Below are 23,810 nucleotides of genomic sequence, written 5' to 3'. Positions count from 1 at the left end.
TGCGTGGCGAGGATCTTCGTCGTCTCGTTCTGTGCGGCGGGGCTTGCTCCCGTCCCGTCCTGCGTGGCGGGGCCTTCTCTCGCCTCGTCCTGCGTGGCGAGGATCTTCGTCGTCTCGTTCTGTGCGGCGGGGCTTGCTCCCGTCCCGTCCTGCGTGGCGGGGCCTTCTCTCGCCTCGTCCTGCGTAGCGGGGATCTTCTTCGCTTCGTCCTGTACGGCGGAGCTTGCTTTCGTCCGGTCCTGCGTGGCGGAGCTCTCCCTCGCCTTGTCCTGCTCGGTGGGGATCTCCCTCGCCTCGTCCTGTGTGGCGGGGTTTCCCTCCGTTTTCCCCTTCCGGACAAATCCGAAATGACGGATGGGTTCGCCGCTTGCATCAGGGGTTGACTGGGGTTGGTCGGGGCGCATCAGCGCCAGCCGGGGGCCGGGCGGAGGCGGAAGACGACCAGGGCCGCGGCGGCGAGGAGCAGGGCGATGCCGGTGCCGGCGAGGAGCGGGCTGCGCATGCCGAGGCCTCCGCCGCCGCCCGTGCCTGGGGCGCCGCTGGGGGTTGCGGGGGCGGCTCCGCCGCCGGCCACTCCTGCCGAACTGTCGCTGGTGGCGGTGGACGTGCCGGGGCGGCCCTGGGCTGTCGAGCCGCCCGTCGGGCCGGCCGACCTACCGCCCGCCGCGCCTGCTGAACTGCCGCCGGTCGCGCCGCCCGCACCCGTCGCGTTGCCGCCCGTGGCGCCCGCTCCTGCCGGGTTGCCGCCCGTGGCGCCCGTGGCTGCAGAGTTGCCGCCCGTGGTGCCTGTGCCTGGTGAGTTGCCAGCGGGGGGTGTGGTGCGGGAGGCGGGCGGGGGGCCGGTTCGGGTGGGGGTGGCCGGGGAGCCGGTGCGGGAGGCGGCCGGAGCGGGAGGCGTCTGGGTGGTGCCCGGGGCGGCGCCGTTGCGGGTGGAGCGGGTCGCCACGCAGTACGACAGCAGCAGCACCAACAGGACCAGCAGCGCGACCGCGAGGACCGCGGCCACCATGCGGCGCTCGGCGAGGGGGCGCCGGGCGTGTGCGCGTCTCACGGGTTCGGACATCGAGTCATCCCTCCGTGAACGCGTCGCCGGGCGTGTGCGGGTGGTACCCAGCCGTCAGCGTGGCATAACCGGAGGTCGATAGCACCTGTCGCCCGAAGGTGGGCGAGCCGCCCGGAGATCAGCCGGTGGTGGTGGGGGAGCGGCGCGGGGCCGCGGTGCGGCGGTCCCACAGCACCAGCAGTCCGATCCCGGCGCGCAGCGACACGGCACCCACCAGCACCCACACGATCCACGGCATGGCTCACCTATGCCCACGGCGCAGATGGATCAATCCAGGCTATTCGAAGAGCGAGTGGTGGCCGCCGCGGGCCCGGCGGCGCCGCTGCACGACGACGAGGTCGACCGCGGCGACGGCGGCGAGGAACACGAACGCCCACGCGGGCAGCGGCAGGTGGGCTCGGAACAGCAGCACCGCGAAGGCGATCGAGGTGACCAGGCCGAACGTGGCCAGCACCAGGCGCAGGTTCAGCGGGCTGTAGGGGTGCCCGACGGTTCCCCTCCGCCGCGGCGGTTGCGCGTTGAGAGGCATACCGGTCACGTACCCGTCCACGGAACGGCCCAAAACCAGTTGAAGCCGGTCGGTACCGTGGCCGCGTGCCAACACGTGATCAAGGGTGGGCGGCGTGAGCGGGCCGGAGCGGAGCGGAGGGCTGCGAACCATGGGTGCAGTGCTTGGCTCACGGCGGCGCCGGAGCGTAGCGGAGGCGACGGCGTGAGCGGGCGGCTGCGGGAGATCGCGCGGCAGACGGTCGCGATGACCGAGGCGGGGGAGTACCGCACCGAGGCCGGTGGCGTCGTGGACATCGGCCCGGCGGTGCGGGCGGCCGTCGCCGGGACGAGGCTGTACCTGCCGGACGAGACCCTGCCGCCACCGCGAGGCGGGTCCGCCGTGGCACGCGTCTCGGTCACCGGCGAGTCGACCCTGGCCGCCGCCAGGAGGCTGGGCGACGACGTGGCGTGCCTGGTGTTCGCCTCCGCGAAGAACCCGGGCGGCGGGTTCCTCGGCGGTGCCGTGGCGCAGGAGGAGAGCCTGGCCCGCGCCTCGGCCCTGTACGCGTGCCTGCGGGCGGTGCCCGAGTTCTACGCGTTCCACCGGGAGCAGCGGGACCTGCGTTACAGCGACCGGGTGATCCACTCGCCGGGCGTGCCAGTGTTCCGCGACGACAAGGGGCGGCTGCTCGACGTGCCGCACCATGCCGCGTTCCTGACCGCGGCGGCGCCGAACCTCGGCGCGATCCTGCGGAACCAGCCGGGCGACGCCGGTGACGTCCCGGCGGTCCTGCACCGCCGGGCCCGCCGTGTCCTGGCGGTCGCCGCCGCGCACGGCCACCGTAGGCTGGTCCTCGGCGGCTGGGGGTGCGGGGTGTTCCGCAACGAGCCGGCCGACGTGGCCGGGGCGTTCGCCGCCGCGCTCGCCGAGGTCGACCGGTTCGACGAGGTGGTGTTCGCGGTGTACGACCGGGTCACCGGCACCCCGGTCCGCGCGGCCTTCGCGGCCGTCTTCGGCGGGTAGCCAGGGGGAGTTGCCATGCGTTCACCAGGCGGGTGCGGGTCGGTTCGCGACCGTGGGTGGCCCCGGGCCATCTGTAGAATTGGCGCCCGGATTGCCTGCGATGCAGGAATTGGGCCGATTCACGCCAGGGGCCAGTCAAGGTATGTTCCGTCGGTCGCACGAGCGGTAGGAGCGGAATGAGCGTGAACGAGGCAGCCTGCGAGGACGCCGCCCCAGACACCGTGGCGCCCGAGGCGATCGAGTCGACCGGCATGAGCGCCGTGCTGGGCTCCTCGCTGCCCCGGATGCTGCTCGCGATCGCCGTCGCGGTCACCGTGGTGGTGCTTGGCGTCACGCACTGGTCGACCCTCAGCGCGGGCGCCGCCGGGCTCGCCCGGGCCAACAGCGCCTGGCTGGTCGTCGCCGGCCTCGGCACCGCGTCGATCTGGGTGGCCGGCACGGTGACGCAGATCGGCTCGATGTCGCTGCGGCCGCCGGTCGGCCGGCTGCTGGCGGTACAGGTGGCGGCATCGTTCGCCAATCACGTGCTACCGGCCGGTTCGGGCGGGATGGGCATCAACATCCGGTTCCTGCGCAAGCACGGTCTCGGCCCGGGCGCCGCGGTCGGATCCGTCGGGCTCAACACGCTCGTCGGCGCGGTCACGCACACGCTGCTGCTCGTGGCGGCCGTCGCGATCAGCCCGTCGCTCGCCCGCGGCATCCACGTGCCCGGGTCGTGGCGCGACACCGCGGCGCGGGCGGCCGGACCGGCCGGCTGGGTCCTTGTCGCCGTCTGCGGCGTGGCGCTCGCGGTGGGCCTCGCGGCCGCCGTGCGCCCGGCGTGGCGCCGCCGGATGGCGGAGCGGGCGGTCGCGACGGGCCGCCGGGTCAACGAGGAGCTGCGCCGCCTCTGGGGGGTCCTGCGCGACCCCTACCGGGCCGCGGCGCTCTGGCTCGGGTCGTTCTCCACGCCCCTGCTGCACGCGGTCATCCTGTACGCGGTGCTGCGCAGCCTGGGCGTCGCGGTGACGGTCGGCACCGCCGTCGTGCTCTACCTGGTGGTGTCGACGCTGTCGGCGTTCGTGCCGTCACCCGGCGGCATCGGCGCACTCGACGTCGCCATGCTGGCCGGTCTGACCGCGATCGGCGTCTCCTCCGCGGTCGCGCTCGGTGCGGTGGTGGGGTATCGCCTGATCACGGTCTGGGTGCCGCTGCTGCCCAGTGCCTTCGTCCTGGCGGTCCTGCTGCGCCGCCGCATCATCTGACGGCACGCCCCGCCCCGAGGGCGCCAGGTCCGGCGCCGCATCACCCGGCGACGCGCTCCGCCACGAGGGCGCCAGGTTCGGTGCCGCGAGGTCGGCCGGCGCGCCGCGCCACGAGGGCGCCAGGCCCGGCGCCACCTCGGACGACCCGCCCCGCCACGCCTGCCAGGTGCGCGACGGCCAGGTGGTGAGCCGGGCCGGCAGCGGCGGCAGCGCCGGGGCGAGCGCGACCGCGGCCAGCCCGACGGCGACCCCGGCGACGACGTCGAGGACCCAGTGGTTGGCGGTGACGACCACGACGACGCCGGTGGTCGTGGGGTACAGGTAGCACAGCGCCCGCCACTTGTGGAGCCGGCGGGCGGCCAGCAGCGCCGCCGCGACGCTCGCGGTCCACACCGCCCACGCCAGGTGCAGCGACGGCATCGCCGCGTACTGGTCGGCGGGCACCTGACCGCCGTGGTCCAGGCTGAAGCCGGCCTCGCGGATCGTGTCGACGTAGCCGCCGCCGGGCATCAGCCTGGGCGGCATGACCGGCAGCAGGTAGAACACGGTCATCCCGGTCACGTTGGTGATGACCAGGGCGTTGCGCATCGGCCGGTAGAGCTCCGGCCCGGCGATGTAGCACCAGATGAGCGCCGCGAGCGCGACGCCGATGTGGGCGAACTGGTACCAGTACACCGCGGCCAGGGCGAGCGGCGGGTGGTCGGTCAGCCACCGGTTGGCGGCCAGCTCCCAGTCCAGGTGCAGCAGCCGCTCGATCGAGAGCACCTCTGCGCCGTGCCGGTGCGCGGGCGCCTCCCGCACCGCGGCCAGCGAGCGGATCATGTCGTACACCTTGACCAGCAGCACCACGATCAGCAGCTCGCCCAGGATGTTGGGGCGGCGGCGCCGGGTGGCGGCGGTGGTGGCGGGGCGTTCCGTAACGGGATTGAGCGTCACGCGCGGGCGCCGATCGGAGCGCGGTGCGCCGCGGCGGCGAGCTCGTAGAGCCCGGCCGTCTTCGCCAGGACGTCCGGCCAGGCGACCGGTGGTGACGTCGCCAGGTTGTGCGCGGCGATACGGCCGCGCCGCTCCGGATCGGTGGCGAGCGCGGCGATCGCGTCGGCCATCGCGGCGTCGCTGTCGACCAAGACACCCTCCCTGCCATCGGTGATGAGCTGGCCGATCCCGCCCTCGGCCCGCGCGACCACGGGAAGCCCGGCGCACCGGGCCTCCAGCGCTGCGATCCCGAAGGACTCCAGGATCGCCGGCGCGACGAACAGGTCGGCCTGCGCGAACAGCGACCTGATCTGCGACCGGGACAGCCTACCGGGCAGACTCACCCATCCGGCCATGCCGTGGCGGCGCAGGTAGCGCTCCATCGCCGGGCGGCGCGGGCCGTCGCCGGCGATCACCGCCCGCAGGCCGGTCGTCTCGGGCAGCGCCAGCCGGGCGCGGCGCAGCATCCGCAGCAGCTGCAGCGGGCGCTTGCGGGCGGCCAGGCGCATCACGGCCACGACCAGCACGCCCCGCGGGTCGGTGGGGTGCGGCTGGACCCGCCACCGGTCGGCGTCGATGCCGTTGGGCAGCACGTGCACCTGCGCGGGCCAGACCAGGCGCCGCAGGGGCTCCGCGGCCACGTCGCTGACCGCCGTCCACACCGCCGGCCAGCGCGACCAGCCGGTCGCGCCGTCGAGGGCCCGGAACGCGTGCTCCAGGTGCGACAGCAGCGAGTGGATCGTCACGACCGTCGGGACGTGCTGGGCGAGCGCGGTGGCGGCGAAGGCGAGCGGCGAGGCCGGCCCGGCGTGGACGTGCAGCACGTCGTACCGGCCGGACAGCAGCAGCGAACGGCCCGCCCGCAGCACGCCGGGGCGCACCTCCGCGGGCAGCACCCAGAGCCGCTCCGTCAGCCGGTGCACCCGCAGCTCACCGTCGTCCGCGGAGGTGCCGGGCGTGGTGGTGACGATCTCGACGTCGTGGCCGGCCGCCTGCTGACGCAGAGCCAGGTCGTGCACGTGCATCTCGATGCCGCCGAGACGGGGAAGGTAGAAGTCGGTGACGTGCGCGATTCTCATGAACTGCGGCTCCGAGGTGGTGACGGCCGACGCCCCGAAGGAAGTGGGAACATTGGCCGGTGCCGTACACGATGGTGTCGTTTCATGCGCATCCTGACGACGAGGCGCTGCTGACCGCCGGGACCCTGGCCCGGGCGGCCGCGGAAGGGCACCGCGTGGTCCTGGTCGTCGCCACCGCCGGAGGGGCCGGGCTGGCGTCGTCGGCGGTGCTCGCCGAGGGGCCCCTCGCGCGGCGCCGCCTGGCCGAGCTGCACGCGTCGGCGGAGGCGCTCGGCTGCGCCCGGGTCGAGTGCCTCGGCTACGAGGACTCCGGCATGGCCGACGCGCCGTCCGGGGCGGCCGGCGCGTTCGCCGACGCCGACCCGCAGGAGGCCGCCGGGCGGCTGGCCGCGCTGCTGGAGGAGGAGCGCGCGGACGTGCTGACCGTCTACGACCCCGCCGGCGGCTACGGCCACCCCGACCACGTGCAGGTGCACCGGGTCGGGACCCTCGCCGCGAAGCTCGCCGGGACGCCGGTGGTGCTGGAGGCGACCGTCGACCGGCGGCTGCTGCAGCGGGTGCTGCGGGCCGTGCACTGGCTGCCGGGCGTGCCGGCGGACTTCCACCCGGCGCGCTTCGCCGGCACCTTCGCCGACCCGGAGCGCATCACGCACCGTGTCGACGTGCGCCGCTACGCCCCGGCCAAGCGCGCCGCGATGGCCGCGCACGCCAGTCAGGCCGGCGCCGACACCGGCCGCCGCACGCTGGAGATCCTGCAGAAGCTGCCGCGGCCGCTGTTCCGGCTGCTGATGGGGCGCGAGTGGTTCGTCCAGCACGGCCGGGCACCCGGCCGTCCCCTGATCGACGACGTGTTCGCCGGTCTGCGGGACAGCCGGTGACCCGTTTCCCCGAGCAGGCAATGCGCCCCCGATCGTCGATCGCGCCGTGCGTCCGCAACCCAACGATCAGCGAACCGCTGGGGAATTGTAGGTGGTCCGCGCCCGAAGCAGGGGGTAGGCACACCCCTGATCGTCACGTTGTGCTCAGATGCGCGGTCCGGATGCCGATCGTGCCGGGGTGGGATCACTGCGCCGGTCGATGATCCTCGCCCGGGACCGTGCGGCCGCCACGCGCGCCGTCGCGTACTTCCTCATGCTCGGCGGCGCAGTGGTCGGGACCTGCGCATTGCTCGTCCCCGGGTTCGCCGGCAGCGCCGCGGGCGTCGTCGCGACGGTGGTCACAGCGGGCACGATGATCTTCGCCGGGGCGTGCTGCCGGCTGGTGCCGCAGCGGATCCCGGAGCCGTTCTGGGTCGCTGTGCCGATACTCGGCGTAGTGATCATCGGCGGGCTGAATCTCGCCACCGAGGACGTGAGCGTGAGTGCACACCTCTACTATCTGTGGCCGCTCATCTACGCCGCGACGTTTCTGCGCAAGGACCTGGCGTACGTGCTCCTCGCCGCGGCGAGCGTGACCGACGCCGCGGTGACGTTCACGCTGCAGCCGGTGAAGATCGGGCTCACCGACGTCGCGGCCCTCGTCACCGCGTACTGCGTGCTGACGGTCGTGGTGACGAAGCTGCGCAGCCGCGAGGACGCGCTCGTCACGATGCTGGAGCGGCAGGCGACCACCGACCCGCTGACCGGCCTGCCCAACCGGCGGGCCTTCGACCGTGACCTCGCCACCGCGCTGGACGCGGCCCGGACCACCGGTGCCGAGTGCTGCCTGCTCATCGTCGACGTCGACCACTTCAAGACCATCAACGACACGTGGGGGCACGCGACCGGCGACGCCGTCCTGGCCCAGGTGGCCACGGCGCTGCGCGACGCGGCGGCGGGCGGTGCCGTCGCGGCCCGGCTCGGCGGCGACGAGTTCGCCGTGATCGTCGAGGGTGGCGTGCCGGTGGCCCAGCGCATCGCGGCGCTGGTGCGGGCCGCGGTCGCCGAGATCAGCGACCTGCCCGACGGGCTGCCGACGCTGAGCATCGGCCTCGCGTCCACCCGGTCCGGCGCCACGGAGGCGGAGGCGCTGCTCGCCGCCGCCGACCGGGCCCTGTACGACGCGAAGATCCGCGGCCGGGACCGGGTCTCGACCATGGAGGCCGCCCCGCGCCGGAAGTCGCACGTCCCGAACAGGTAGCCACCCGGCCAGTCCCGCGACTATTGACATGCTCCGATCTCGACCCGATGCTGTGAGAGCGCTCTCAGTTAAGAGTCTTCACAGATTTGATGCTGGGCGCATGGCGAACCCCAACGTCGCGACGGCCCCGCCCGGCCGCCACCGGGCGCGACAGGGGCTGTCCAGCGGAACCGAGGAGCCACCTTGCGCACCATGAGAAGGCTGCTACGCGCAGCCGCAACCCTCCTGCTGGCGGTGCCGGCCGTCCTGACGGCCGGCACCGCCGCGCAGGCGATCGGGCCGAGCCTGCTGCCCCTGACCGTCACCAACTCGACCGGCCGCGGCGACACCGTCTACCTCTACGTGCTCGGCGTCAACCTGAGCACCGGCCGGCTCGGCTACGTCAACTCGGCCGGCACGTTCAACAACTGGCCCGCGGGCGGCCTCCCGCCGACCCCGGCGCCCGACGTGTCGATCGCCGGCCCCGGCAACGGCGGCACGAAGACCATCCAGATCCCGCGCGGGCTCTCCGGCCGCGTCTACTTCTCCCTCGGCCAGCGGATCAACTTCTACCTCACCCCGGACGGGCTCGTGCAGCCCGCGCCGTGGGCGGGCGGGGACTCCAACCGCGACATCCTCTTCGACTGGAGCGAGTTCACCTACAACGACGCCGGCCTGTGGCTCAACAGCTCGCAGGTCGACATGTTCGCGGTGCCGCACGCCGTGACCGTCACCGGCGCCACGGGCGCGACGAAGCGGACCGGTGACCTCGTCGCCGGCGGCCGCGACGCGGTCATCAACGGCATCCGCAACCAGCCCGGCTGGGGCGGCTCGATCTACACCCGCGGCGACGGCACCGTGCTGCGCGTCCTCGCCCCGGGCAAGGCGGCCGAGGCGGGCGGGCTCAGCAGCACGTACCTCGACTCCTACATCAACTCGGCGTGGGGCGCCTACGCGTCGAAGACCCTCACGGTCGTGCCCTTCGGCGACCAGCCGAACACGAAGTACTTCGGGCGGGTCTCCGGCACGACCATGAACTTCACCAACTCCGCCGGCCAGCAGGTCGCGTCGTTCCAGCGGCCGACCAGCGCCGACGTGTGGGGCTGCGCCGGCCGCCTGGCCGCGCCCAACGACCTCGTCGTCGGGCCGATCTCCCGCACGCTGTGCGCCGCGCTCAACCGCGGCACGCTCGGCACCATCGACACCCAGCCCAGCACCAACGCGGCGGACTTCTACAAGAACAACCCGACCAACCAGTACGCCAAGATCATTCACGCGAACATGGCCGACGGCAAGGCGTACGCCTTCCCGTTCGACGACGTGGGCGCCTTCGAGTCCCTCGTGCACGACGGCGACCCGCGGGCGGCCGGCATCGTGCTCACCTCGTTCACCGGAGGCGGCGGCCCCCAGCCGACCGGCAACCGCATCATCAGCAACATGAACAACAAGTGCGTCGACGTGCCGTCGTCGAACTTCACCGACGGCAACCAGCTGCAGATGTGGAACTGCAACGGCACCGGCGCGCAGAACTGGACGTTCGCCGGCGACACCATCCAGGCCGGCGGCAAGTGCATGGACGTCGCGGCCGGCTCGCTCGCCAACGACGCGAAGATCCAGATCTGGACCTGCAACGGCACCGGCGCGCAGCGCTTCACCCTCAACGCCGCCGGCGACATCGTGAACCTGCAGTCCGGCAAGTGCCTGGACATCCAGTCCTTCAACAGCGCCGACGGCGCGAAGCTCATCCAGTGGACCTGCACCGGCAGCTCCAACCAGAAGTGGCGCCGGGGCTAGTGGTCTACGCGTAGGTGTAGTGGCGCCGATGGTCGAGCAGGTCGCGTGGGGTGTCATCGCCCCACGGCCGCAGCGGCTCGTCGGCGCCGCTCACCGGCAGGTAACCGGCGCCCGGGTTCGCCGCCTGCCAGCGTGCCCACAGCCGGTCGACGTTGCAGTGGTGCAGCCAGAACACCGGGTCGTTCGGTGAGCCGCCGTTGAGCATGTTGCCGCCGACCCAGTTGTGCACCTGGTTGTGCATGCCCGGCCCGCGCCAGCCCTCGAGGCGGTTGCGCACACCCCTGGCCGAGGAGCCGTTCCACGGCGCGGCGTCGTACACCGTCTCGCCGAGCACCGCGCGCTGTTCGCCGGCCGTCGGCAGGCGCTTCGCCCTGCCCCGCCCGAGGGTCCGGCGCAGGTAGGTGCGGTCGTCCGTGCCGTACCGCAGCCGCCACTGCGAACCGGTGAACGGCCCCGTCACGACCCGGTCGTCGGAGGCCCGCCCGTCACCGCCGAGGAACTCCGGCGACCAGAGCGGCGACGAGGTCTCGCGGTCCGTGGTCCAGTCCCAGTAGGGCAGCGTGACGGCCGGGTCGACCCGCCGCAGCGCGGACTCGAAGTCCAGCAGGAACCGGCGGTGCCACGGCAGGAACGACGGCCCGCTGTGCGCGGCCCGGCCGCCGTGCCGGCTGAACTCGACGTGCGTGCGGACGAACTCGTCGTACACCCCGGTGCGCTTGAGCTCCAGCACCGCCGCGACGAACGCCTTGCGCCGCGCCGGGCTGAGCGCGGTGTAGGCGACACGCTGGCCCGCGGGGCCCGCGGTCCGTTCCCGGTAGCCGCCCGGCCTTCCCGAAGGCGGTGGTGCCGGCACGAGGCGGGCGCCGCGCAGGTCGTCGACCGCCGCCCTGGCCGCGGCGAGCACCGTCGGGGTCACCTGGCGGGGGAACGTGGTCCCGGCCCGCCAGCCGAGACCACGTCTCTCACCCGTGGAACGTCAGTGCCGCGTCAGAAGGTGCCGGCGGTGTTGCACTTGGCCTTCTGGACGATGCAGTCCTTCACCCGCTGGCCGAGGGCCGCGTTGTCCCAGGCGAAGAAGTTGTCGCCGTGCATCGACGAGGCCATGCCCGACGCGAGGGTGTAGCCGTCCGCGCTGCCGTGCGTGTTGTAGTCGATGACGAAGGAGACGTTCGGGATCGCGACCGGGAACGCCCCGCCGCACTGCCCGTTGACCAGGTTGGTCGACACGTGCGACTTGTGGTCGGGGCTGTCCAGGTGGATCCCGTCCCAGCAGTCCTGGAAGACGAGCTGGAAGGTGAGGTTGGCGGTCGGCGCGCAGATCGGCCAGTTGCCGTCGGCGCTGCGCCCGATCTCGCCGCCCGGGCCCGCGCACCAGAACTGGCCCGGCGCGCCGGACGGGGTCGCCACCTGCCGCTTGGCGTCACCAGCGATCATCCGGAAGCCCTGCGGGAACGGCACCGTCTTCGTCGTGTCCTGCAGGCGCGAGCCGTAGTACACGGTCACGCCGCGCGGCTCGATGGCCACGCCCCGCTCGTACAGCGTCGGAATCCAGTAGGCGGAGTGGTCCAGCGCCGGGCCGCAGCTCGACGCCGTGTTCGCCAGCAGTGACTCGGTGGTGGTGTTGGCGTTGGTACCGCGGTTGCCCAGGAAACTGTGCATGTGCGACGCGCCCGGCAGGCCGGGGAAGACGATCGGGTCGTCCTTGAACGAGTGGCTGTAGGTGCACGCGGCGTTGAACTCCGCGACCCGGACGGCGTCGCCGGGTGCCGGGTGGATGGGCATCGCGTTGAACTGCGCGAGCTGCGCGGCCCACTTCGCCTGGTCCATCTTGATCCAGCCGGCGCCGGACGACGCGCTGCCCGTCGGCGTGGGCTGGACGCCGCCGGTGCCGAACACCTGGAACTCCCACAGCGAGACGCCGTACTGCGTGGCGCGGGCCGTGGTGTTCAGCCGCACGTACCGGCCGGAACCGCTCACGGTGAGGGTCTGCACGCCACCCGTGCCGTTGGTGGTGGTGTTGATCGTCGTCCACGAGGTGCCGTTCGCGGACGTCTGGATGGTGAAGGCGCGCGCGTAGGCGGCCTCCCAGTTGAGCACGACCTTGGTGATCGTGGCGGTCGCGCCCAGGTCGACCTGCAGCCACTGCGGGTCGCTGAACGCGCTCGACCACCGGGTGCCGGTGTTGCCGTCGACCGCGTTGGAGGCGGGGGTGCCCCCGTTCTCGGTCGACGACGCCGTCGCCGGCCGGCCCTGCGACAGCGGGGTCTCGGCGGCGTCGGCGGACTGCAGGGCCTGGGCGGTGAGGAACGTGCCGACCAGCGCGGTGAGCGCGGCGCCGAGCACCAGGGTGCGCAGCCGCATTCTGCCCGCGAGGGCACTTCGGGACATGACGGGTCCTCCGGTTCTGCGGGAACGGCCGGGGGCGGGGCCCGGCCGGCACCAGGCCCGTGGCAGCGGGCCCAGCGAACGATCTTGCAAGAGAGCGCTCTCTGTGGATTCACAGTGAACCCCTCACGCAATCGGTGTCAATGGATTCCGGCAAATGGGAGAGCGCTCTCCAAGAATCCGCTTTCCGCAGCCCCGGCCGCCCCTCGCTCCGGTACACACCGTCACTGTTTGATGTCCACAATCGGAGGGAGCGCTCTCCGGTGCTGACGGACGCGACGCGGCTGCGGTCGGCGTTCGCGCAGAACCGGTTCGGCACGAACATCGTGGAGGACGCGTCGCGGATCGCGGCGGACAGCGAGGCGGTGTTCGCGATCAACGGCGGCTACTACGGCTTCCAGGACACGGGGATCGTGATCCGCGACGGGGTCGTGTACCGGGACAAGGGCGCCCGGCAGGGGCTGGCGTTCTACCGGGACGGCACCGTCAAGGTGTACGACGAGACCCTGGCCGTGACGGTCACCGCCGGTCAGGCACCGGCCGGCGGGGGTATGGGCGGCCATTGGGACCTGTTCATGAGGATGGCCGGGCGCCCGGCGGTTCAGGGGGCGTCCGGCCCTGCCTTCTGGGTGACCTCGATGACCTTGGTGAGCGCGGCGTGCAGCTGGAGCAGCTCGTCGAGGGGCATGCCGAGCCGGGCGAACACGGCCGGCGGGATCAGCTCCGCCTGCCGCCGCAGCTCCTGGCCCTCCGCGGTCAGCGTGACCGCGAGGAGCCGCTCGTCGTCGCGGGCCCGCTGCCGGCTGATCAGCCCGGCCGACTCGAGCCGCTTCAGCAGCGGCGACAGCGTGCCCGGGTCGAGCTGCAGCAGGGCGCTGAGCTCCTTGACCGACAGTGGCGCCCGCTGCCACAGCGCCAGCATCACCAGATACTGCGGATGGGTCAGGCCCATCGGCTCCAGCAGCGGCCGGTAGAGCGCGATGACGTTGCGCGAGGCCACCGCCAGGGCGAAGCACACCTGGCGCTCCAGCGCGAGGGGATCCTCGAGGTTGTCGGTCACGGAATTCACTGTACACTGACAGTTGGCACACCAACTATTTGCACACCAAGCGATTGGGTCTCGGGCATGTTCAAACGGTCGCAGGGCACACCGAAGGATCGGTTCGGCGAGTTCTTCTTCAAGATCTTCGGCCCGGCGACCGTCGAGGGCGCCATCCAGGGCTGGCACCCGGAGGCCCGCGAGCAGTACAAGCAGCTCCGTGCCCGGCAGAAGGAGGCGGCCGAGGCGGCCGCGGCCCGGCGTGCCGAGGGGCGGTCGTGACACGATCGGGTGCGTCCTGACGGACACCCCCGCCTGACCATCGGTGGCGGAGCCGGCACCCGACGGAGGTGTCGCCGGCCGTGCGCCCGTCAATACGCTCGGTGGCATGACGTGCCCGATCTGCGCCTTTCCGGGCAACGACGCCGCCGCGATCCGGTGCGCGAACTGCGGCTTCTCGATGCGGCCCGCACCGCCCAACCCCGAGCCGGCCGCCGCGGCGTACGAGGTGCATCCGATCCCGGACGCCCACAACCTGCCGCCGCTGCCCCCGCCGCACGCCTCGTGGCCGCCGGCCGCGGACGCCCAGACCGCCACCACGCCGGCCTCGTGGCCACCGATCTCCAGTCAGCCGACCTCGGGGCCGCCGACCTCGGGAGTGCCGGCCTCAGGGCTGCCGGCGGCGGGTCCGCCGGTCTCCGGGTCGCCGTACGGCATGCCGGTCCCGGAGGCGCCGATCTCCGGACCGCCCGGCCCGCCGTCCCTTGCGCCCGGCCCGCGGCGCGGGCTCTCCACGGCGCCGCGGCGCTCCCGCGCCGTCGTGCCGCTGACCGTGCTCGTCGTCGTCCTGGTGCTCGCCGGCACCGCCATCGCCGTCGCACGGATGACCGGCGGGACCCGCTTCACCCCCGCGTCCGCCGGATCGACCGCAGGCGCGGCCTGGCCGAAGGCCCCCGGGTCGAACAGCGCGTCGAGCGGGCAGGCGAGCGGGCCGTCGGTGAGCCAGGGCCGGCCGACGCAGGCCGCGGCGCCCGGCGATCCGCGGGCTCAGGCCGCCGCCGTCGACGCGGTGCTCGACGCCAGCGTCGCCAGCCGGACGAAGCTCAACGACGCCATCGCCCGGGTCGACGACTGCGCCTCCGTCGAGCAGGCGATCGGCGACCTGCGCGCTGTCGGTGCCGAGCGGCAGGCCCAGCTGGACAGCGTGGCCGCGCTCGACCTGTCCGCGATCCCCGAGGGCGAGCAGCTTCGCGGCCTGCTCACGGAGGCCCTGCGCCACTCCCTCGCCGCCGACCGCGGCTTCGTCGCATCGGCGCGGGTCGTGCAGGACGGCGGCTGCGACGGCGGCGGCCGGGCCGACTACCAGGAGGCGCAGCGCCAGTCGCGGCTGGCCGGCGACGCGAAGGAGCGGTTCCTCGCGGTGTGGCATCCGATCGCCGCCCGCCACGGCCTGCGCGAGCGCTCCTCGGTCGGCATCTGAGGCCGCCGGACCGGCACGTCAAGGGCCAGAACGAGGGCCGGAAGGAGGCGGACCCTCGATAACGTGCATCGACGTACTCGAAATCGTCGATAGGAGGCGCGATGACACGCTTCAGGCGTGTGCTGGTGTCGATGGCAGTGCCGCTGCTCGGGCTCGCCGGGGCGGTGGTGGCGGGGAGCCCCGCGGCGGCCGCGACCGACATCCGCGACCAGCTCGAGGCGGCCCCGGGCGTGACCGTGCTGGAGGAGCAGCCGGTCGCCGCGCCGTACCGGTTCTTCGTCCTGAGCATCACCCAGCCGGTCGACCACCTGCGGCCGTCGGCGGGCACGTTCCAGCAGCGGTTCACGCTCCTGCACCGGGGCACCGACCGGCCGACGGTGCTGCACACGACCGGTTACAACGTCCCGGGGTACGCGTTCCGCTCCGAGCCGACCCGGCTCGTCGACGGCAACCAGATCTCCGTCGAGCAGCGGTACTTCACCCCGTCGCGGCCCGACCCGGCGGACTGGTCGAAGCTCACGATCTGGCAGGCGGCCACCGACCACCACCGTCTCGTCGCCGCGCTCAAGCCGATCTACCCGCAGAAGTGGATCTCGACCGGCGCCAGCAAGGGCGGCATGACCTCGATCTACCACCGCCGCTTCTACCCCGGTGACGTCGACGGCACGGTCGCCTACGTCGCGCCGCAGGACGTCAACAATGCCGAGGACTCGGCGTACGACCGGTTCTTCACCAAGGTGGGCACCGCGCAGTGCCGGGCCGCGCTCGACGCCGTGCAGGTCGAGGCGCTGCGCCGCCGGGCGGAGCTCGTCGCCCGCTACGAGGCGTGGGCCGCGGCCAACGCCCGCACGTTCACGGTCGTCGGCAGCGCCGACAGGGCGTTCGAGTTCATGGTGAACGGCACGACGTGGGCGTTCTGGCAGTACAGCCTGGAGAGCGACTGCGCCGACGTGCCGCCGCCGACCGCGTCCAGCGACGACATCTGGGCGTGGCTGGACGCCATCTACGGCGTCGACTCCAACACCGACCAGGGCGTGGGCCCCTACGTCCCGTACTACTTCCAGGCGGCATACCAGCTGGGCTACCCGGACGTGTCGCTGCCGCACCTCGCGGGCCTGCAGCACTACCGGGGCCAGGACCGGGCGCAGTCCTACATCCCGCGCGACATCGTGCCGCGCTTCCAGCCCTTCGCGATGGACGACATCGACGTGTGGGTGAAGCTCTTCGGGCGGCGGCTGCTGTTCGTGTACGGGCAGAACGACCCGTGGGGCGCGGAGCCGTTCCGCCTCGGGCCGGGGACGAGGGACTCGCTGTCCTACACGGCGGCCGGATACAACCACGGCTCGAACATCAGCCGGCTCACCCCGGCGGAGGCCGCGACCGCGACGGCGGCCGTGCAGCGCTGGGCGGGGGTGCCCGCCCCGGCGGCGCTCGCCCCGGCGGCCCCGTCGTACATCCCGTCCCTCGACGACCACGACCCGGCGCTGGACCGGCGGTACAACCTCCGCTAGGAACGGTGAGCCCGCCCCGGGCCGGGGCGGGCCCACCGACTGCCCGGGCAGCTGCGCGACGCCTACGAGGCCGAGGGGGCGGGCGCGGAGGTCGCCGGGGTCGGGGCGGTGGACGCGGCCGGCGGGCCGGGCCTGCGGTCGCCACCCGGGCCCGGGTTCTGACCGGGACGGAACCCGCGGCCGTTGCCGTCGCGGCCGCCCGGGCGGACGCCGTTGTCGTTGCGGTCATAGCGGTCGGTGCGGTCGACGCGGCTACGGTCGTCGCCGCGGTGGCCGTCGCCGAAGACCGCCACGCCGGCGGCGACGATGCCCGCGCCCAGGCAGCAGCCGAGCACCACGCCGGCGGCGCCGACCAGCACCGGGACGCGGGACCTGCGCCAGCGGTCGCCCGCGGGATGCGTCCGGAGCGGCGCCGCGGGTGGCGGCTCCGCCGCCCAGACCGGCTCGCCCGGCGCCGGGTCGCCCGCGGCAGCGCCGGCCGGAGGCGCGGCAGCGGCAGGAGACGCGGCGGCTGCGGTGGGCGGGTCGCTGTGGGCGGGGGTGCTCACCGTCGGGGCGTCCCGGGTCGGGTCGGCGGCGGGCCGGTCCGGGTCGTCCGGGAGTGGTTTCGTGTCGCTCATCAGTGGTCCTCCGGTGCGGGGCGGTGTGGGGCCGACGCTGCCAGCATCGGCCCCACACCTAAGAGCGCCGGTCCGCGACCTTAAGAGTTGGATGAGAAAACGAGGGCTTCCCGTGCCTCGGTGAGCACGGCGTGCGACGTCGACGTGGTCAGGATGTGCTCGAGGGCCTTGCGGTGCGCGACGGTGAGCGCGTCGCCGGCCGCGACGGGGATGTCGGGGACGACGCCGGTGCCTTCCCAGTTGGTGCCGGTGACCGGGTTGACCGAGCGGGCGTTGGGCACCGCGACCTCCAGCGTGGGTGAGACGGGGAAGCGGTCGGTCGGGTGCGCGCCTCCCCGGGTCACCTCACCGATGAGCGTGGCCCTGCCCAGCGCCTTGAGGTCGTAGGCGAACTCCTCCCCGCCGGAGAACGTGAAGGCGCTGGTCAGCACGTAGACCGGGCGGTCGAGGTAGCGGCTGCCCGGCACGTACGCGAGGGTCCAGAACTGCCGGGTGCGGGCGGTGGCGCCGTCGTAGATGTCGTTGAGGTGCGTGTCGGAGTCGGGGAACAGGTAGCTGAGCCACAGCTGGACCCCCTCGGGGTCGCCGCCCTTGTTGCGGCGCAGGTCGAAGATGAGGGCTCCGGTGTGGGCGACGAGCTCCATCGCGGCGGCGATCGCGGCGCCGGCGGTGCCCGGTGACGCGACGCCGCGCAGGTCGATGTAGCCGACGTTGCCGTCGAGGCGCCGCACGGCGGCGATGTGGTGGCCGGCGAGCCGCTGCGCCTCCAGCCAGGCGGCCTCCGCCTCCGCCGGGGTGCCGGCGGCGCGGTGGTCGGGGGAGCGGACGAGCAGCCGCAGGTGCTTGTCGCCGCTGACCGCGTGGAAGCACTCGGTAACGCGGGCGGCCAGGGCCTCGTCGTCGAGGCCGTCGAACTCGCCGGCCGCGGCCCGGGTCTCGATCGCGGTGGCGACCTCCGCGGCGACGGACGGGAAGATGTAGTGCTGCCGGACGAGGCCGAGCATGTCGTTGAGCAGGTGCATGGGTGGATCCCTTTCGCACTCGGGTCACTGGTGGTCGCAGACCCAGGCGTGCGTGACGCCGCGAGCTCGGCTCAGCGGCGGACGGTGACGCCCGGGCGGTCACGGTCGCGCTCCATGGCGTCACCTCCTTCGTGCTAGGGACCCGCAGTGTAGCGGGGCAGTTCGCGGGCGACCTCGGCCGGTGCGGGCATGGCGGCGATCTCGGTGGCGAGGGCGCGGGAGGCGTCGCGGTGGCCGCCGCGGCCGGCGAGCAGGGTCAGCACCTCGTCGGCGACGGCGTCCGGGGTCACCGCGTCCGGGAGGAGCCGCAGCACGGCGCCGGCCGACGTGACGGCGTCGGTGTTGGCGTACTGGTCGGCGCCCTGCGGCAGGAGCAGCTGCGGCACGCCGGCCGCCAGGGCGCCGAGGGTGGTGCCGCTGCCACCGTGGTGCACGACGGCGGCGGCGTGCGGCAGGACCGCGGCCTGGTCGACCCAGGGTTCGACGGTGACGTTCGCCGGCAGGGCGCCGAGCTCGTGCGGCGGGACCCGCCCGGCGGCGACGACGACGGCCACGCCGAGCTGGGCGAGCCCGTCGATCGCCGCGGTCAGCAGCTCCGCCGTGCCGAACGCGGTGCCGAGCGTCAGGTAGACCAGCGCGCCGGCGGGAGGCGTGAAGTCCGGCCGTGGCGGCGGCGGGGCGTACATGACGGGACGCAGCGGGATCCGCTCGGCGGTGGCCAGGAAGTCCTTGTCCTGCAACGAGGGCGGGCAGATGTCGAGGTGCGGGCGCCCGGGTGCCTCGTCGACGCGGGTCGGGATCCGCAGGCCGATGCCGTCCGGGAACATGCGGCCGAAGCCGTGCCACAGCCCGGGGATGCCGCGCCGGTACGCGGCGGCGGCCGCGCCCGGCACGCCCCACCCGTGCACGAAGAGGTCGGGGCGCAGCCGGTCGAGCTCCGGCTCGAGGTCCTCGGCGTAGATCTCGTAGAACGCGTCGGCGGGACGGAACGGCCGCAGCCCGTGCGCGGCGAGCGCCGGATGAATGGCATCGCCGGCGGCGAAGTGCACCTCGTGGCCTGCGTCGCGGGCCGCGATCGCCAGCGGGATCAGCGGATAGGTGTGACCGGGGGAGCTCAGGCCGGCGAACAGGACACGCACCCGGCCAGCTTGCCAGTTGACGCCACCGCCGAAAAACATACACTCCAAGTGCAAATACTGTCGTGGGATCGAAGGAGCCGCATGAGCGTTCAGGAAGGGCGGCTGGCCGGCCGGGTCGCCGTCGTGACCGGCGCGAGCCGGGGCATCGGCTTCGGCATCGCCCGGCGGTTCGTGGAGGAAGGCGCCAAGGTCTGCATCACCGCCCGCAAGCCCGATGCCCTGGAGGAGGCGGTCGGGGCGCTCGGCGGGCCGGTCAACGCGGTCGCCGTGGCGGGCCGCGCCGACGACCCCGAGCACCGTGCCGAGACGGCCCGGCGCGTCACGGACCTGTTCGGGCCGCCGGACATCCTCGTCAACAACACCGGGATCAACCCCGTCCACGGGTCGTTGCTGGAGCTCGACCTCGGCGCCGCCCGCAAGATCTTCGAGGTCAACGTGGTCAGCGCGCTCGGCTGGGTGCAGGAGGTGTTCCGGAAGCCGCCGCCGCGGGGCGGGGCGGTCGTGAACGTGTCGTCGGTGTCGGCGATCCACCCGCCGGCCGGGATCGCGTTCTACGGCGTGACCAAGGCCGCGCTCAACCACCTGACGTCGTGCCTGGCGGCCGAGCTGGCGCCGGCGGTGCGGGTCAACGCGGTCGCGCCGGCGGTGGTGAAGACGCGCTTCGCCGCCGCGCTGTACGAGGGGCGCGAGGAGGACGTGGCGGCGCTGTACCCGATGCGCCGCCTGGGCGTGCCGGGCGACGTGGCGGGTGCCGTGGCCTACCTGGCCTCCGACGAGGCGAGCTGGGTCACCGGCCAGACCCTCGTCGTCGACGGCGGCGTCACCCTGGCGAGGAGGGCGGGATGAGCGGCACCACCAACGGCGGCACGGCCGGCACGGCCAACAGCGGCACGGGCGGCGGGATGGAGCTCAACGGCGCCGCCGTCGTCATCACCGGGGCGGGGTCCGGCATCGGCGCCGCCCTTGCCCGCCGGCTCGCCGGCCTCGGCGCGCAGATCGTCGTCAACGACCTGGACGCCGGCGCCGCCCGCCGCGTCGCGTACGAGATCGACGGCCTCGCGTTCTCCGGCGACGTCGCCGACCCCGACGAGGTCGACCGGCTCGTCGACTTCGCCTGGGACAAGCTCGGCGCCCTGGACCTGTTCTGCGCCAACGCCGGCGTCGCCCCCGGCGGCGACGCGACCGCCCCCGACGCCGCGTGGCAGCAGGCCTGGCAGGTGAACGTGATGGCGCACGTGTACGCCTCCCGGGCGCTGCTGCCCCGCTGGCTCGCCAAGGGCCGCGGCCGGCTCCTCGCCACCGTGTCCGCGGCGGGCATGCTGACGCTGCTCGGCAAGGCGCCGTACGCGGTCACCAAGCACGCGGCGTTCGCCTACGCGGAGTGGCTACGCGTCACGTACGCCCACCGCGGCATCGTCGTGCAGGCGCTGTGCCCGCAGGGGGTCAGGACGCCGATGCTCACCCGCGGCGAGGGCCCCAGCCGTGGCCTGCTGGACCGGTCGGCGCTCAGCCCGGAGCAGGTCGCGGACCGGGTCGTGGAAGGGCTCGCGGGCGAGGAGTTCCTGATCCTGCCGCACCCCGAGGTGGCCACCTACTACGCCCGCCGCGCCGAGGACCCCGACCGGTGGCTCAACGGCATGAACCGGCTCCAGCAGAAGATCGACCAGGGCAGGCTGTGATGGACTTCCGGTACGACGCCGTGACCGAGGCCTACCGCGAGCGGCTCCTGGCCTTCATGGACGAGCACGTGTATCCGGCCGAAGGCGCGCAAGGCGTCCTCGGCGAGCTGCGGCGCAAGGCCCGGGAGCTGGGGCTGTGGAACCTGTTCCTGACCGGCGAGCACGGCCCCGGGCTGACGAACCTGCAGTACGCGCCCCTCGCCGAGATCATGGGCCGTAGCCCGTCGCTCGCCCCGGCCGCCCTCAACTGCGCCGCCCCCGACACGGGCAACATGGAGCTCCTGGCGGAGTTCGGCACCGAGGCGCAGCGCGACCGGTGGCTGAAACCGTTGCTGGACGCCCGGATCCGGTCCGCGTTCTGCATGACGGAGCCCGACGTCGCCTCCTCGGACGCCACGAACATCGCCACCCGCATCGAGCGTGACGGCGACTCGTACGTCATCAACGGCCGGAAGTGGTTCGCCACCGGCGCCATGAGCCCGCACTGCGAGATCCTGATCGTGATGGGCAAGTCGGATCCGGCGGCCGACCGGCACCGGCAGCAGAGCATGGTGCTGGTGCCGCGCGGCACCCCCGGCGTCGTCATCCGCCGCGGCCTGCGCACCTTCGGCTACGACGACGGCGACCACGGAGGGCACGCCGAGATCGAGTTCGCCGATGTACGGGTCCCCGCCGGCAATCTGATCGGTGGCGAGGGCGACGGCTTCGCGATCGCGCAGGCGCGCCTCGGACCGGGCCGCATCCACCACTGCATGCGGCTCATCGGCATGGCCGAGCGCGCCCTGGAGCTCATGTGCCGGCGGGTCGCGTCCCGCGTCGCGTTCGGCCGGCCCCTCGCGGAGCAGGGTGTCGTGCGGGACTGGATCGCCGAGTCGCGGGTCCGCATCGAGCAGGCCCGGCTGCTGGTGCTCAAGACCGCGTGGCTGATGGACGGCGTCGGCAACCAGGGCGCCCACACCGAGATCCAGGCGATCAAGATCGCGGTGCCGTTCACTGTGGAATGGATCGTGGACAAGGCGGTCCAGGCGCACGGCGCGGCCGGCGTCAGCCAGGACACGCCGCTCGCCGGACTGTGGGCGAAGGCCCGCACGATCCGCATCGCCGACGGGCCCGACGAGGTGCACCGGCGCTCGCTCGCTCGTCACGAGCTGCGCCGGTGGGTCAGCTCTTGAGGAAGTCGATGAGGGCCGGCGTGTACGCGGGGGACCGCGGCGCGGTCATGTGGTCGCCGCTCACCGCCTTCCAGCGCGCGTCCGGGATCGCGGCGGCGAGCACCTCCGGCCGCGCGGCGAGGACGTCGTCCTGCCCCACCAGGACCAGCGTCGGCGCGGTGATCCGGTCGAGCGCGATCGGCGTGCGGTGCGCGGCGCCGACCTGCGCGGCGAGGGCGGCCCGGTCCGCGCCGACCGCGTCGGCGAGCATGCGGAACGCGGCGGCCGGGGACGCCTCGACCGCCGCCGGCGACGACGTGAGCAGCACCGCGGCGACCTCAGCCGGCGGCATGACCCGGGTGTCGAGGCCGCCGAGCTCGACGACCCCCGCGCCGACCCCGGACAGCACCAGCCGCCGCACCCGCGGGCCGTTCCCGGCGGCGAAGATGGCCGACACGACCGCGCCCATCGAGTACCCGACCAGGTCCACCGTGTCGAGGCCGAGGGTGTCGAGCAGGCAGCCGAGGTCGCGGGCCATGGTGGGCTCGCCGTACCTGGCGGGGTCGTGGGGCTTGTCGGAGGCGCCGTGCCCCCGCGCGTCGGGTGCGACGACCCGCCGGCCGGCCGCGACCAGTGCGCCGACCACCCCCGGGACGACGAAGTTGGTGGTGGCGTCGACCACGAAGCCGTGGTGCAGCACCACGGGTGGCATCTCGGAAGGCTCGCCCCACACCTGGTAGGCGATGCCGGCACCGTCGAACGAAGTGAACCGCACGCGCCGAAGATTAGTGCACTCGAAGTGCAAATAGGAGAGGAAAGCGATGGATTTCTCGCTCAGCGACGAGGAGAAGGCGATCCGGGACACCGCCCGGACCTTCATCCACAAGGAGGTCGAGCCCGTCGAGCAGGAGGTGCTGCGCCGCGAGCGTGAGCACCGGACCGGCCTGGACCGCAGCGAGCTGCGCGAGCTGCAGCTCAAGGCGAAGCAGTTCGGGTTCTGGGGCCTGTCGACGCCGCAGGAGTACGGCGGGATGGATCTGCCGGCGGTGCTGCAGTCGCTCGTCTGGACCGAGGTCGGCCGGTCGTTCGTGCCGTTCCGCTTCGGCGGCGAGGCCGACAACATCCTGTACTTCGCCAACGACGAGCAGCGCCGCGAGTACCTTGTGCCGACCATCGAGGGCGAGCGGATCTCCTGCTTCGCGATCACCGAGCCCGGCGCGGGCTCCGACGCGGCGAACATCAGGTTCACCGCCCGCCGCGACGGCGACGACTGGGTGCTCAACGGCGAGAAGACGTTCATCACCAACGGCAACGACGCCGACTTCACGATCGTCATCGCCGTCACCGACCGCGACAAGGACGTCCGCAAGGGCGGCGCGACCGCGTTCCTCGTCGACCGGGCGATGGGCTGGCGCTCCGAGTTCATCCAGACGATGGGGGAGGGCGGGCCGGCGTCGCTGGTCTTCGACGACGTCCGCGTGCCCGGCCGCAACGTCCTCGGCGAGATCGGGCAGGGCTTCGACCTCGCGATGCGCTGGATCGGCAAGGGGCGCTACATCATCCCCTCGCACGCTCTCGGCATCGCCGAACGCGCGCTGCGCATGGCGATCGAGCACGCGAACACCCGCCACACGTTCGGCCGGCCGATCGGGCAGAACCAGGCGATCCAGTGGATGATCGCGGACTCCGAGGTCGAGCTGGAGGCGGCCCGCTGGCTCGTGCTGCGCGCCGCGTGGACCGTGGACCAGGGGATCGACCCGCGCCACACGTCGTCGATGGCCAAGCTGTACGGCGCGAACATGGTCAACAACGTCGTCGACCGGGTCATGCAGATCCACGGCGGCATGGGGTACACGCGCGAACTGCCGATCGAGCGCTGGTACCGCTCCGTGCGGCTCCTGCGCATCTTCGAGGGCACCGACGAGATGCAGCGCATGATCATCGCGCGGGACCTGCTGCGCGGCTTCACGCAGATCGGCGGGCACCTGGCATGAGCGGCCAGCGAAGCGGCTCGGGCCG

23 protein-coding genes and 1 pseudogene are annotated in these 23,810 nt (G+C 73.3%); 12 read left to right on the top strand and 12 right to left on the bottom strand.

Annotation, left to right across the window (positions count from 1 at the left end):
* From ACFY3L_RS41755 to ACFY3L_RS41745, 3 genes are all read right to left on the bottom strand, one after another.
* A partial coding sequence (locus tag ACFY3L_RS41755) for a hypothetical protein (protein ID WP_389337838.1) occupies window positions 1–404 on the bottom strand: 404 nt, incomplete at its 3' end.
* A complete protein-coding gene (locus tag ACFY3L_RS41750) occupies window positions 404–1,063 on the bottom strand; it encodes a hypothetical protein (RefSeq protein ID WP_389337835.1) in 660 nt (219 codons plus the stop codon). The genes ACFY3L_RS41755 and ACFY3L_RS41750, both read right to left, overlap by 1 nt.
* Before the next feature lie 277 nt (window positions 1,064–1,340).
* Window positions 1,341–1,592: a DUF6343 family protein gene (locus ACFY3L_RS41745; protein ID WP_389338043.1), complete on the bottom strand. Its 252-nt coding sequence runs from the start codon at window positions 1,590–1,592 to the stop codon at window positions 1,341–1,343.
* Between the two features lie 183 nt (window positions 1,593–1,775).
* Between ACFY3L_RS41745 and ACFY3L_RS41740 the strand changes: the two genes are divergently transcribed.
* Window positions 1,776–2,576 carry a TIGR02452 family protein gene (locus tag ACFY3L_RS41740; protein ID WP_389337832.1) on the top strand — a complete coding sequence of 267 codons (801 nt, stop codon included), beginning with the start codon at window positions 1,776–1,778 and terminating at the stop codon, window positions 2,574–2,576.
* A gap of 182 nt (window positions 2,577–2,758) precedes the next feature.
* A complete protein-coding gene (locus tag ACFY3L_RS41735; RefSeq protein WP_389337829.1) occupies window positions 2,759–3,820 on the top strand; it encodes a YbhN family protein in 1,062 nt (353 codons plus the stop codon).
* A 225-nt stretch (window positions 3,821–4,045) separates the two neighbouring features.
* Here ACFY3L_RS41735 and ACFY3L_RS41730 read toward each other — a convergent pair.
* Window positions 4,046–4,642: pseudogene (locus tag ACFY3L_RS41730) on the bottom strand (phosphatase PAP2 family protein); the annotation flags it as partial.
* Between the two features lie 110 nt (window positions 4,643–4,752).
* A complete protein-coding gene (locus tag ACFY3L_RS41725; RefSeq protein ID WP_389337826.1) occupies window positions 4,753–5,874 on the bottom strand; it encodes a glycosyltransferase family 4 protein in 1,122 nt (373 codons plus the stop codon).
* Window positions 5,875–5,933: 59 nt separating this feature from the next.
* On the opposite strand from ACFY3L_RS41725, the gene ACFY3L_RS41720 reads away from it, so the two are divergent.
* The 3 genes from ACFY3L_RS41720 to ACFY3L_RS41710 all read left to right on the top strand — a co-directional run bounded on the left by ACFY3L_RS41720 (window position 5,934) and on the right by ACFY3L_RS41710 (window position 9,765).
* Complete coding sequence (locus ACFY3L_RS41720) at window positions 5,934–6,752, top strand: PIG-L deacetylase family protein (protein ID WP_389337822.1); 819 nt, start codon at window positions 5,934–5,936, stop codon at window positions 6,750–6,752.
* Between the two features lie 178 nt (window positions 6,753–6,930).
* Complete coding sequence (locus ACFY3L_RS41715; protein WP_389337819.1) at window positions 6,931–7,992, top strand: GGDEF domain-containing protein; 1,062 nt, start codon at window positions 6,931–6,933, stop codon at window positions 7,990–7,992.
* Window positions 7,993–8,175: 183 nt separating this feature from the next.
* Window positions 8,176–9,765 carry a beta-1,3-glucanase family protein gene (locus ACFY3L_RS41710; RefSeq protein ID WP_389337816.1) on the top strand — a complete coding sequence of 530 codons (1,590 nt, stop codon included), beginning with the start codon at window positions 8,176–8,178 and terminating at the stop codon, window positions 9,763–9,765.
* Window positions 9,766–9,769: 4 nt separating this feature from the next.
* On the opposite strand, the gene ACFY3L_RS41705 is transcribed toward ACFY3L_RS41710, so the two are convergent.
* The 3 genes from ACFY3L_RS41705 to ACFY3L_RS41695 all read right to left on the bottom strand — a co-directional run bounded on the left by ACFY3L_RS41705 (window position 9,770) and on the right by ACFY3L_RS41695 (window position 13,210).
* Complete coding sequence (locus tag ACFY3L_RS41705) at window positions 9,770–10,681, bottom strand: tyrosinase family protein (RefSeq protein WP_389337813.1); 912 nt, start codon at window positions 10,679–10,681, stop codon at window positions 9,770–9,772.
* 71 nt (window positions 10,682–10,752) lie between these two features.
* A complete protein-coding gene (locus ACFY3L_RS41700) occupies window positions 10,753–12,153 on the bottom strand; it encodes a DUF1996 domain-containing protein (RefSeq protein ID WP_389337810.1) in 1,401 nt (466 codons plus the stop codon).
* A 598-nt stretch (window positions 12,154–12,751) separates the two neighbouring features.
* On the bottom strand, window positions 12,752–13,210 hold the full coding sequence (locus ACFY3L_RS41695; RefSeq protein ID WP_389337807.1) for a MarR family winged helix-turn-helix transcriptional regulator: 459 nt from the start codon (window positions 13,208–13,210) through the stop codon (window positions 12,752–12,754).
* A gap of 66 nt (window positions 13,211–13,276) precedes the next feature.
* Between ACFY3L_RS41695 and ACFY3L_RS41690 the strand changes: the two genes are divergently transcribed.
* From ACFY3L_RS41690 to ACFY3L_RS41680, 3 genes are all read left to right on the top strand, one after another.
* Window positions 13,277–13,471 carry a hypothetical protein gene (locus tag ACFY3L_RS41690; protein WP_389337804.1) on the top strand — a complete coding sequence of 65 codons (195 nt, stop codon included), beginning with the start codon at window positions 13,277–13,279 and terminating at the stop codon, window positions 13,469–13,471.
* A 106-nt stretch (window positions 13,472–13,577) separates the two neighbouring features.
* The gene (locus ACFY3L_RS41685) at window positions 13,578–14,669 is read left to right on the top strand and encodes a hypothetical protein (RefSeq protein ID WP_389337801.1); all 1,092 of its coding nucleotides are present in this window, start codon (window positions 13,578–13,580) and stop codon (window positions 14,667–14,669) included.
* Between the two features lie 101 nt (window positions 14,670–14,770).
* Window positions 14,771–16,180, top strand: coding sequence for a S28 family serine protease (locus ACFY3L_RS41680; RefSeq protein WP_389337798.1), 1,410 nt, complete (start codon window positions 14,771–14,773; stop codon window positions 16,178–16,180).
* A gap of 62 nt (window positions 16,181–16,242) precedes the next feature.
* Here the strand turns inward: ACFY3L_RS41680 and ACFY3L_RS41675 are convergent, their stop codons facing one another.
* The 3 genes from ACFY3L_RS41675 to ACFY3L_RS41665 all read right to left on the bottom strand — a co-directional run bounded on the left by ACFY3L_RS41675 (window position 16,243) and on the right by ACFY3L_RS41665 (window position 18,961).
* Window positions 16,243–16,800, bottom strand: coding sequence for a hypothetical protein (locus ACFY3L_RS41675; protein WP_389337795.1), 558 nt, complete (start codon window positions 16,798–16,800; stop codon window positions 16,243–16,245).
* 80 nt (window positions 16,801–16,880) lie between these two features.
* Window positions 16,881–17,822, bottom strand: coding sequence for a S41 family peptidase (locus tag ACFY3L_RS41670; RefSeq protein ID WP_389337792.1), 942 nt, complete (start codon window positions 17,820–17,822; stop codon window positions 16,881–16,883).
* 134 nt (window positions 17,823–17,956) lie between these two features.
* Window positions 17,957–18,961 (bottom strand): glycosyltransferase, encoded by a 1,005-nt coding sequence (locus ACFY3L_RS41665; RefSeq protein ID WP_389337789.1) that lies wholly within the window; start codon window positions 18,959–18,961, stop codon window positions 17,957–17,959.
* Window positions 18,962–19,042: 81 nt separating this feature from the next.
* Here ACFY3L_RS41665 and ACFY3L_RS41660 point away from each other — a divergent pair, with 81 nt between their 5' ends.
* Genes ACFY3L_RS41660 through ACFY3L_RS41650 form a run of 3 tightly spaced genes read left to right on the top strand, consistent with a single transcriptional unit; the run spans window position 19,043 to window position 21,812 of the window.
* A complete protein-coding gene (locus ACFY3L_RS41660; RefSeq protein WP_389337786.1) occupies window positions 19,043–19,807 on the top strand; it encodes an SDR family oxidoreductase in 765 nt (254 codons plus the stop codon).
* A complete protein-coding gene (locus tag ACFY3L_RS41655) occupies window positions 19,804–20,640 on the top strand; it encodes an SDR family NAD(P)-dependent oxidoreductase (RefSeq protein ID WP_389337783.1) in 837 nt (278 codons plus the stop codon). The genes ACFY3L_RS41660 and ACFY3L_RS41655 overlap by 4 nt, the downstream gene beginning before the upstream one ends.
* Window positions 20,640–21,812 carry an acyl-CoA dehydrogenase family protein gene (locus ACFY3L_RS41650; RefSeq protein WP_389337780.1) on the top strand — a complete coding sequence of 391 codons (1,173 nt, stop codon included), beginning with the start codon at window positions 20,640–20,642 and terminating at the stop codon, window positions 21,810–21,812. The genes ACFY3L_RS41655 and ACFY3L_RS41650 overlap by 1 nt, the downstream gene beginning before the upstream one ends.
* On the opposite strand, the gene ACFY3L_RS41645 is transcribed toward ACFY3L_RS41650, so the two are convergent.
* Window positions 21,802–22,566 carry an alpha/beta fold hydrolase gene (locus ACFY3L_RS41645; protein ID WP_389337777.1) on the bottom strand — a complete coding sequence of 255 codons (765 nt, stop codon included), beginning with the start codon at window positions 22,564–22,566 and terminating at the stop codon, window positions 21,802–21,804. The genes ACFY3L_RS41650 and ACFY3L_RS41645 overlap by 11 nt on opposite strands.
* A 46-nt stretch (window positions 22,567–22,612) precedes the next feature.
* On the opposite strand from ACFY3L_RS41645, the gene ACFY3L_RS41640 reads away from it, so the two are divergent.
* A complete protein-coding gene (locus tag ACFY3L_RS41640) occupies window positions 22,613–23,785 on the top strand; it encodes an acyl-CoA dehydrogenase family protein (RefSeq protein ID WP_389337774.1) in 1,173 nt (390 codons plus the stop codon).
* Window positions 23,786–23,810: the final 25 nt, after the last annotated feature.

Origin of the sequence: Dactylosporangium sp. NPDC000521 (genome assembly GCF_042898305.1) — a bacterium.
In the GTDB taxonomy this organism is placed as follows: domain Bacteria; phylum Actinomycetota; class Actinomycetes; order Mycobacteriales; family Micromonosporaceae; genus Dactylosporangium.
The sequence above is the reverse complement of the archived record's forward strand: the minus strand, read 5'-3'. Positions and strand labels throughout refer to the sequence as shown.

Bases quoted from the DNA above. Each gene is read 5' to 3' on its own strand.
- ACFY3L_RS41640 (WP_389337774.1), top strand. From the start codon at position 22,613: ATGGATTTCTCGCTCAGCGACGAGGAGAAGGCGATCCGGGACACCGCC.
- ACFY3L_RS41750 (WP_389337835.1), bottom strand. From the start codon at position 1,063: ATGTCCGAACCCGTGAGACGCGCACACGCCCGGCGCCCCCTCGCCGAG.
- ACFY3L_RS41700 (WP_389337810.1), bottom strand. From the start codon at position 12,153: ATGTCCCGAAGTGCCCTCGCGGGCAGAATGCGGCTGCGCACCCTGGTG.
- ACFY3L_RS41655 (WP_389337783.1), top strand. From the start codon at position 19,804: ATGAGCGGCACCACCAACGGCGGCACGGCCGGCACGGCCAACAGCGGC.
- ACFY3L_RS41680 (WP_389337798.1), top strand. From the start codon at position 14,771: ATGACACGCTTCAGGCGTGTGCTGGTGTCGATGGCAGTGCCGCTGCTC.
- ACFY3L_RS41685 (WP_389337801.1), top strand. From the start codon at position 13,578: ATGACGTGCCCGATCTGCGCCTTTCCGGGCAACGACGCCGCCGCGATC.
- ACFY3L_RS41675 (WP_389337795.1), bottom strand. From the start codon at position 16,800: ATGAGCGACACGAAACCACTCCCGGACGACCCGGACCGGCCCGCCGCC.
- ACFY3L_RS41670 (WP_389337792.1), bottom strand. From the start codon at position 17,822: ATGCACCTGCTCAACGACATGCTCGGCCTCGTCCGGCAGCACTACATC.
- ACFY3L_RS41725 (WP_389337826.1), bottom strand. From the start codon at position 5,874: ATGAGAATCGCGCACGTCACCGACTTCTACCTTCCCCGTCTCGGCGGC.
- ACFY3L_RS41650 (WP_389337780.1), top strand. From the start codon at position 20,640: ATGGACTTCCGGTACGACGCCGTGACCGAGGCCTACCGCGAGCGGCTC.
- ACFY3L_RS41745 (WP_389338043.1), bottom strand. From the start codon at position 1,592: ATGCCTCTCAACGCGCAACCGCCGCGGCGGAGGGGAACCGTCGGGCAC.
- ACFY3L_RS41690 (WP_389337804.1), top strand. From the start codon at position 13,277: ATGTTCAAACGGTCGCAGGGCACACCGAAGGATCGGTTCGGCGAGTTC.
- ACFY3L_RS41660 (WP_389337786.1), top strand. From the start codon at position 19,043: ATGAGCGTTCAGGAAGGGCGGCTGGCCGGCCGGGTCGCCGTCGTGACC.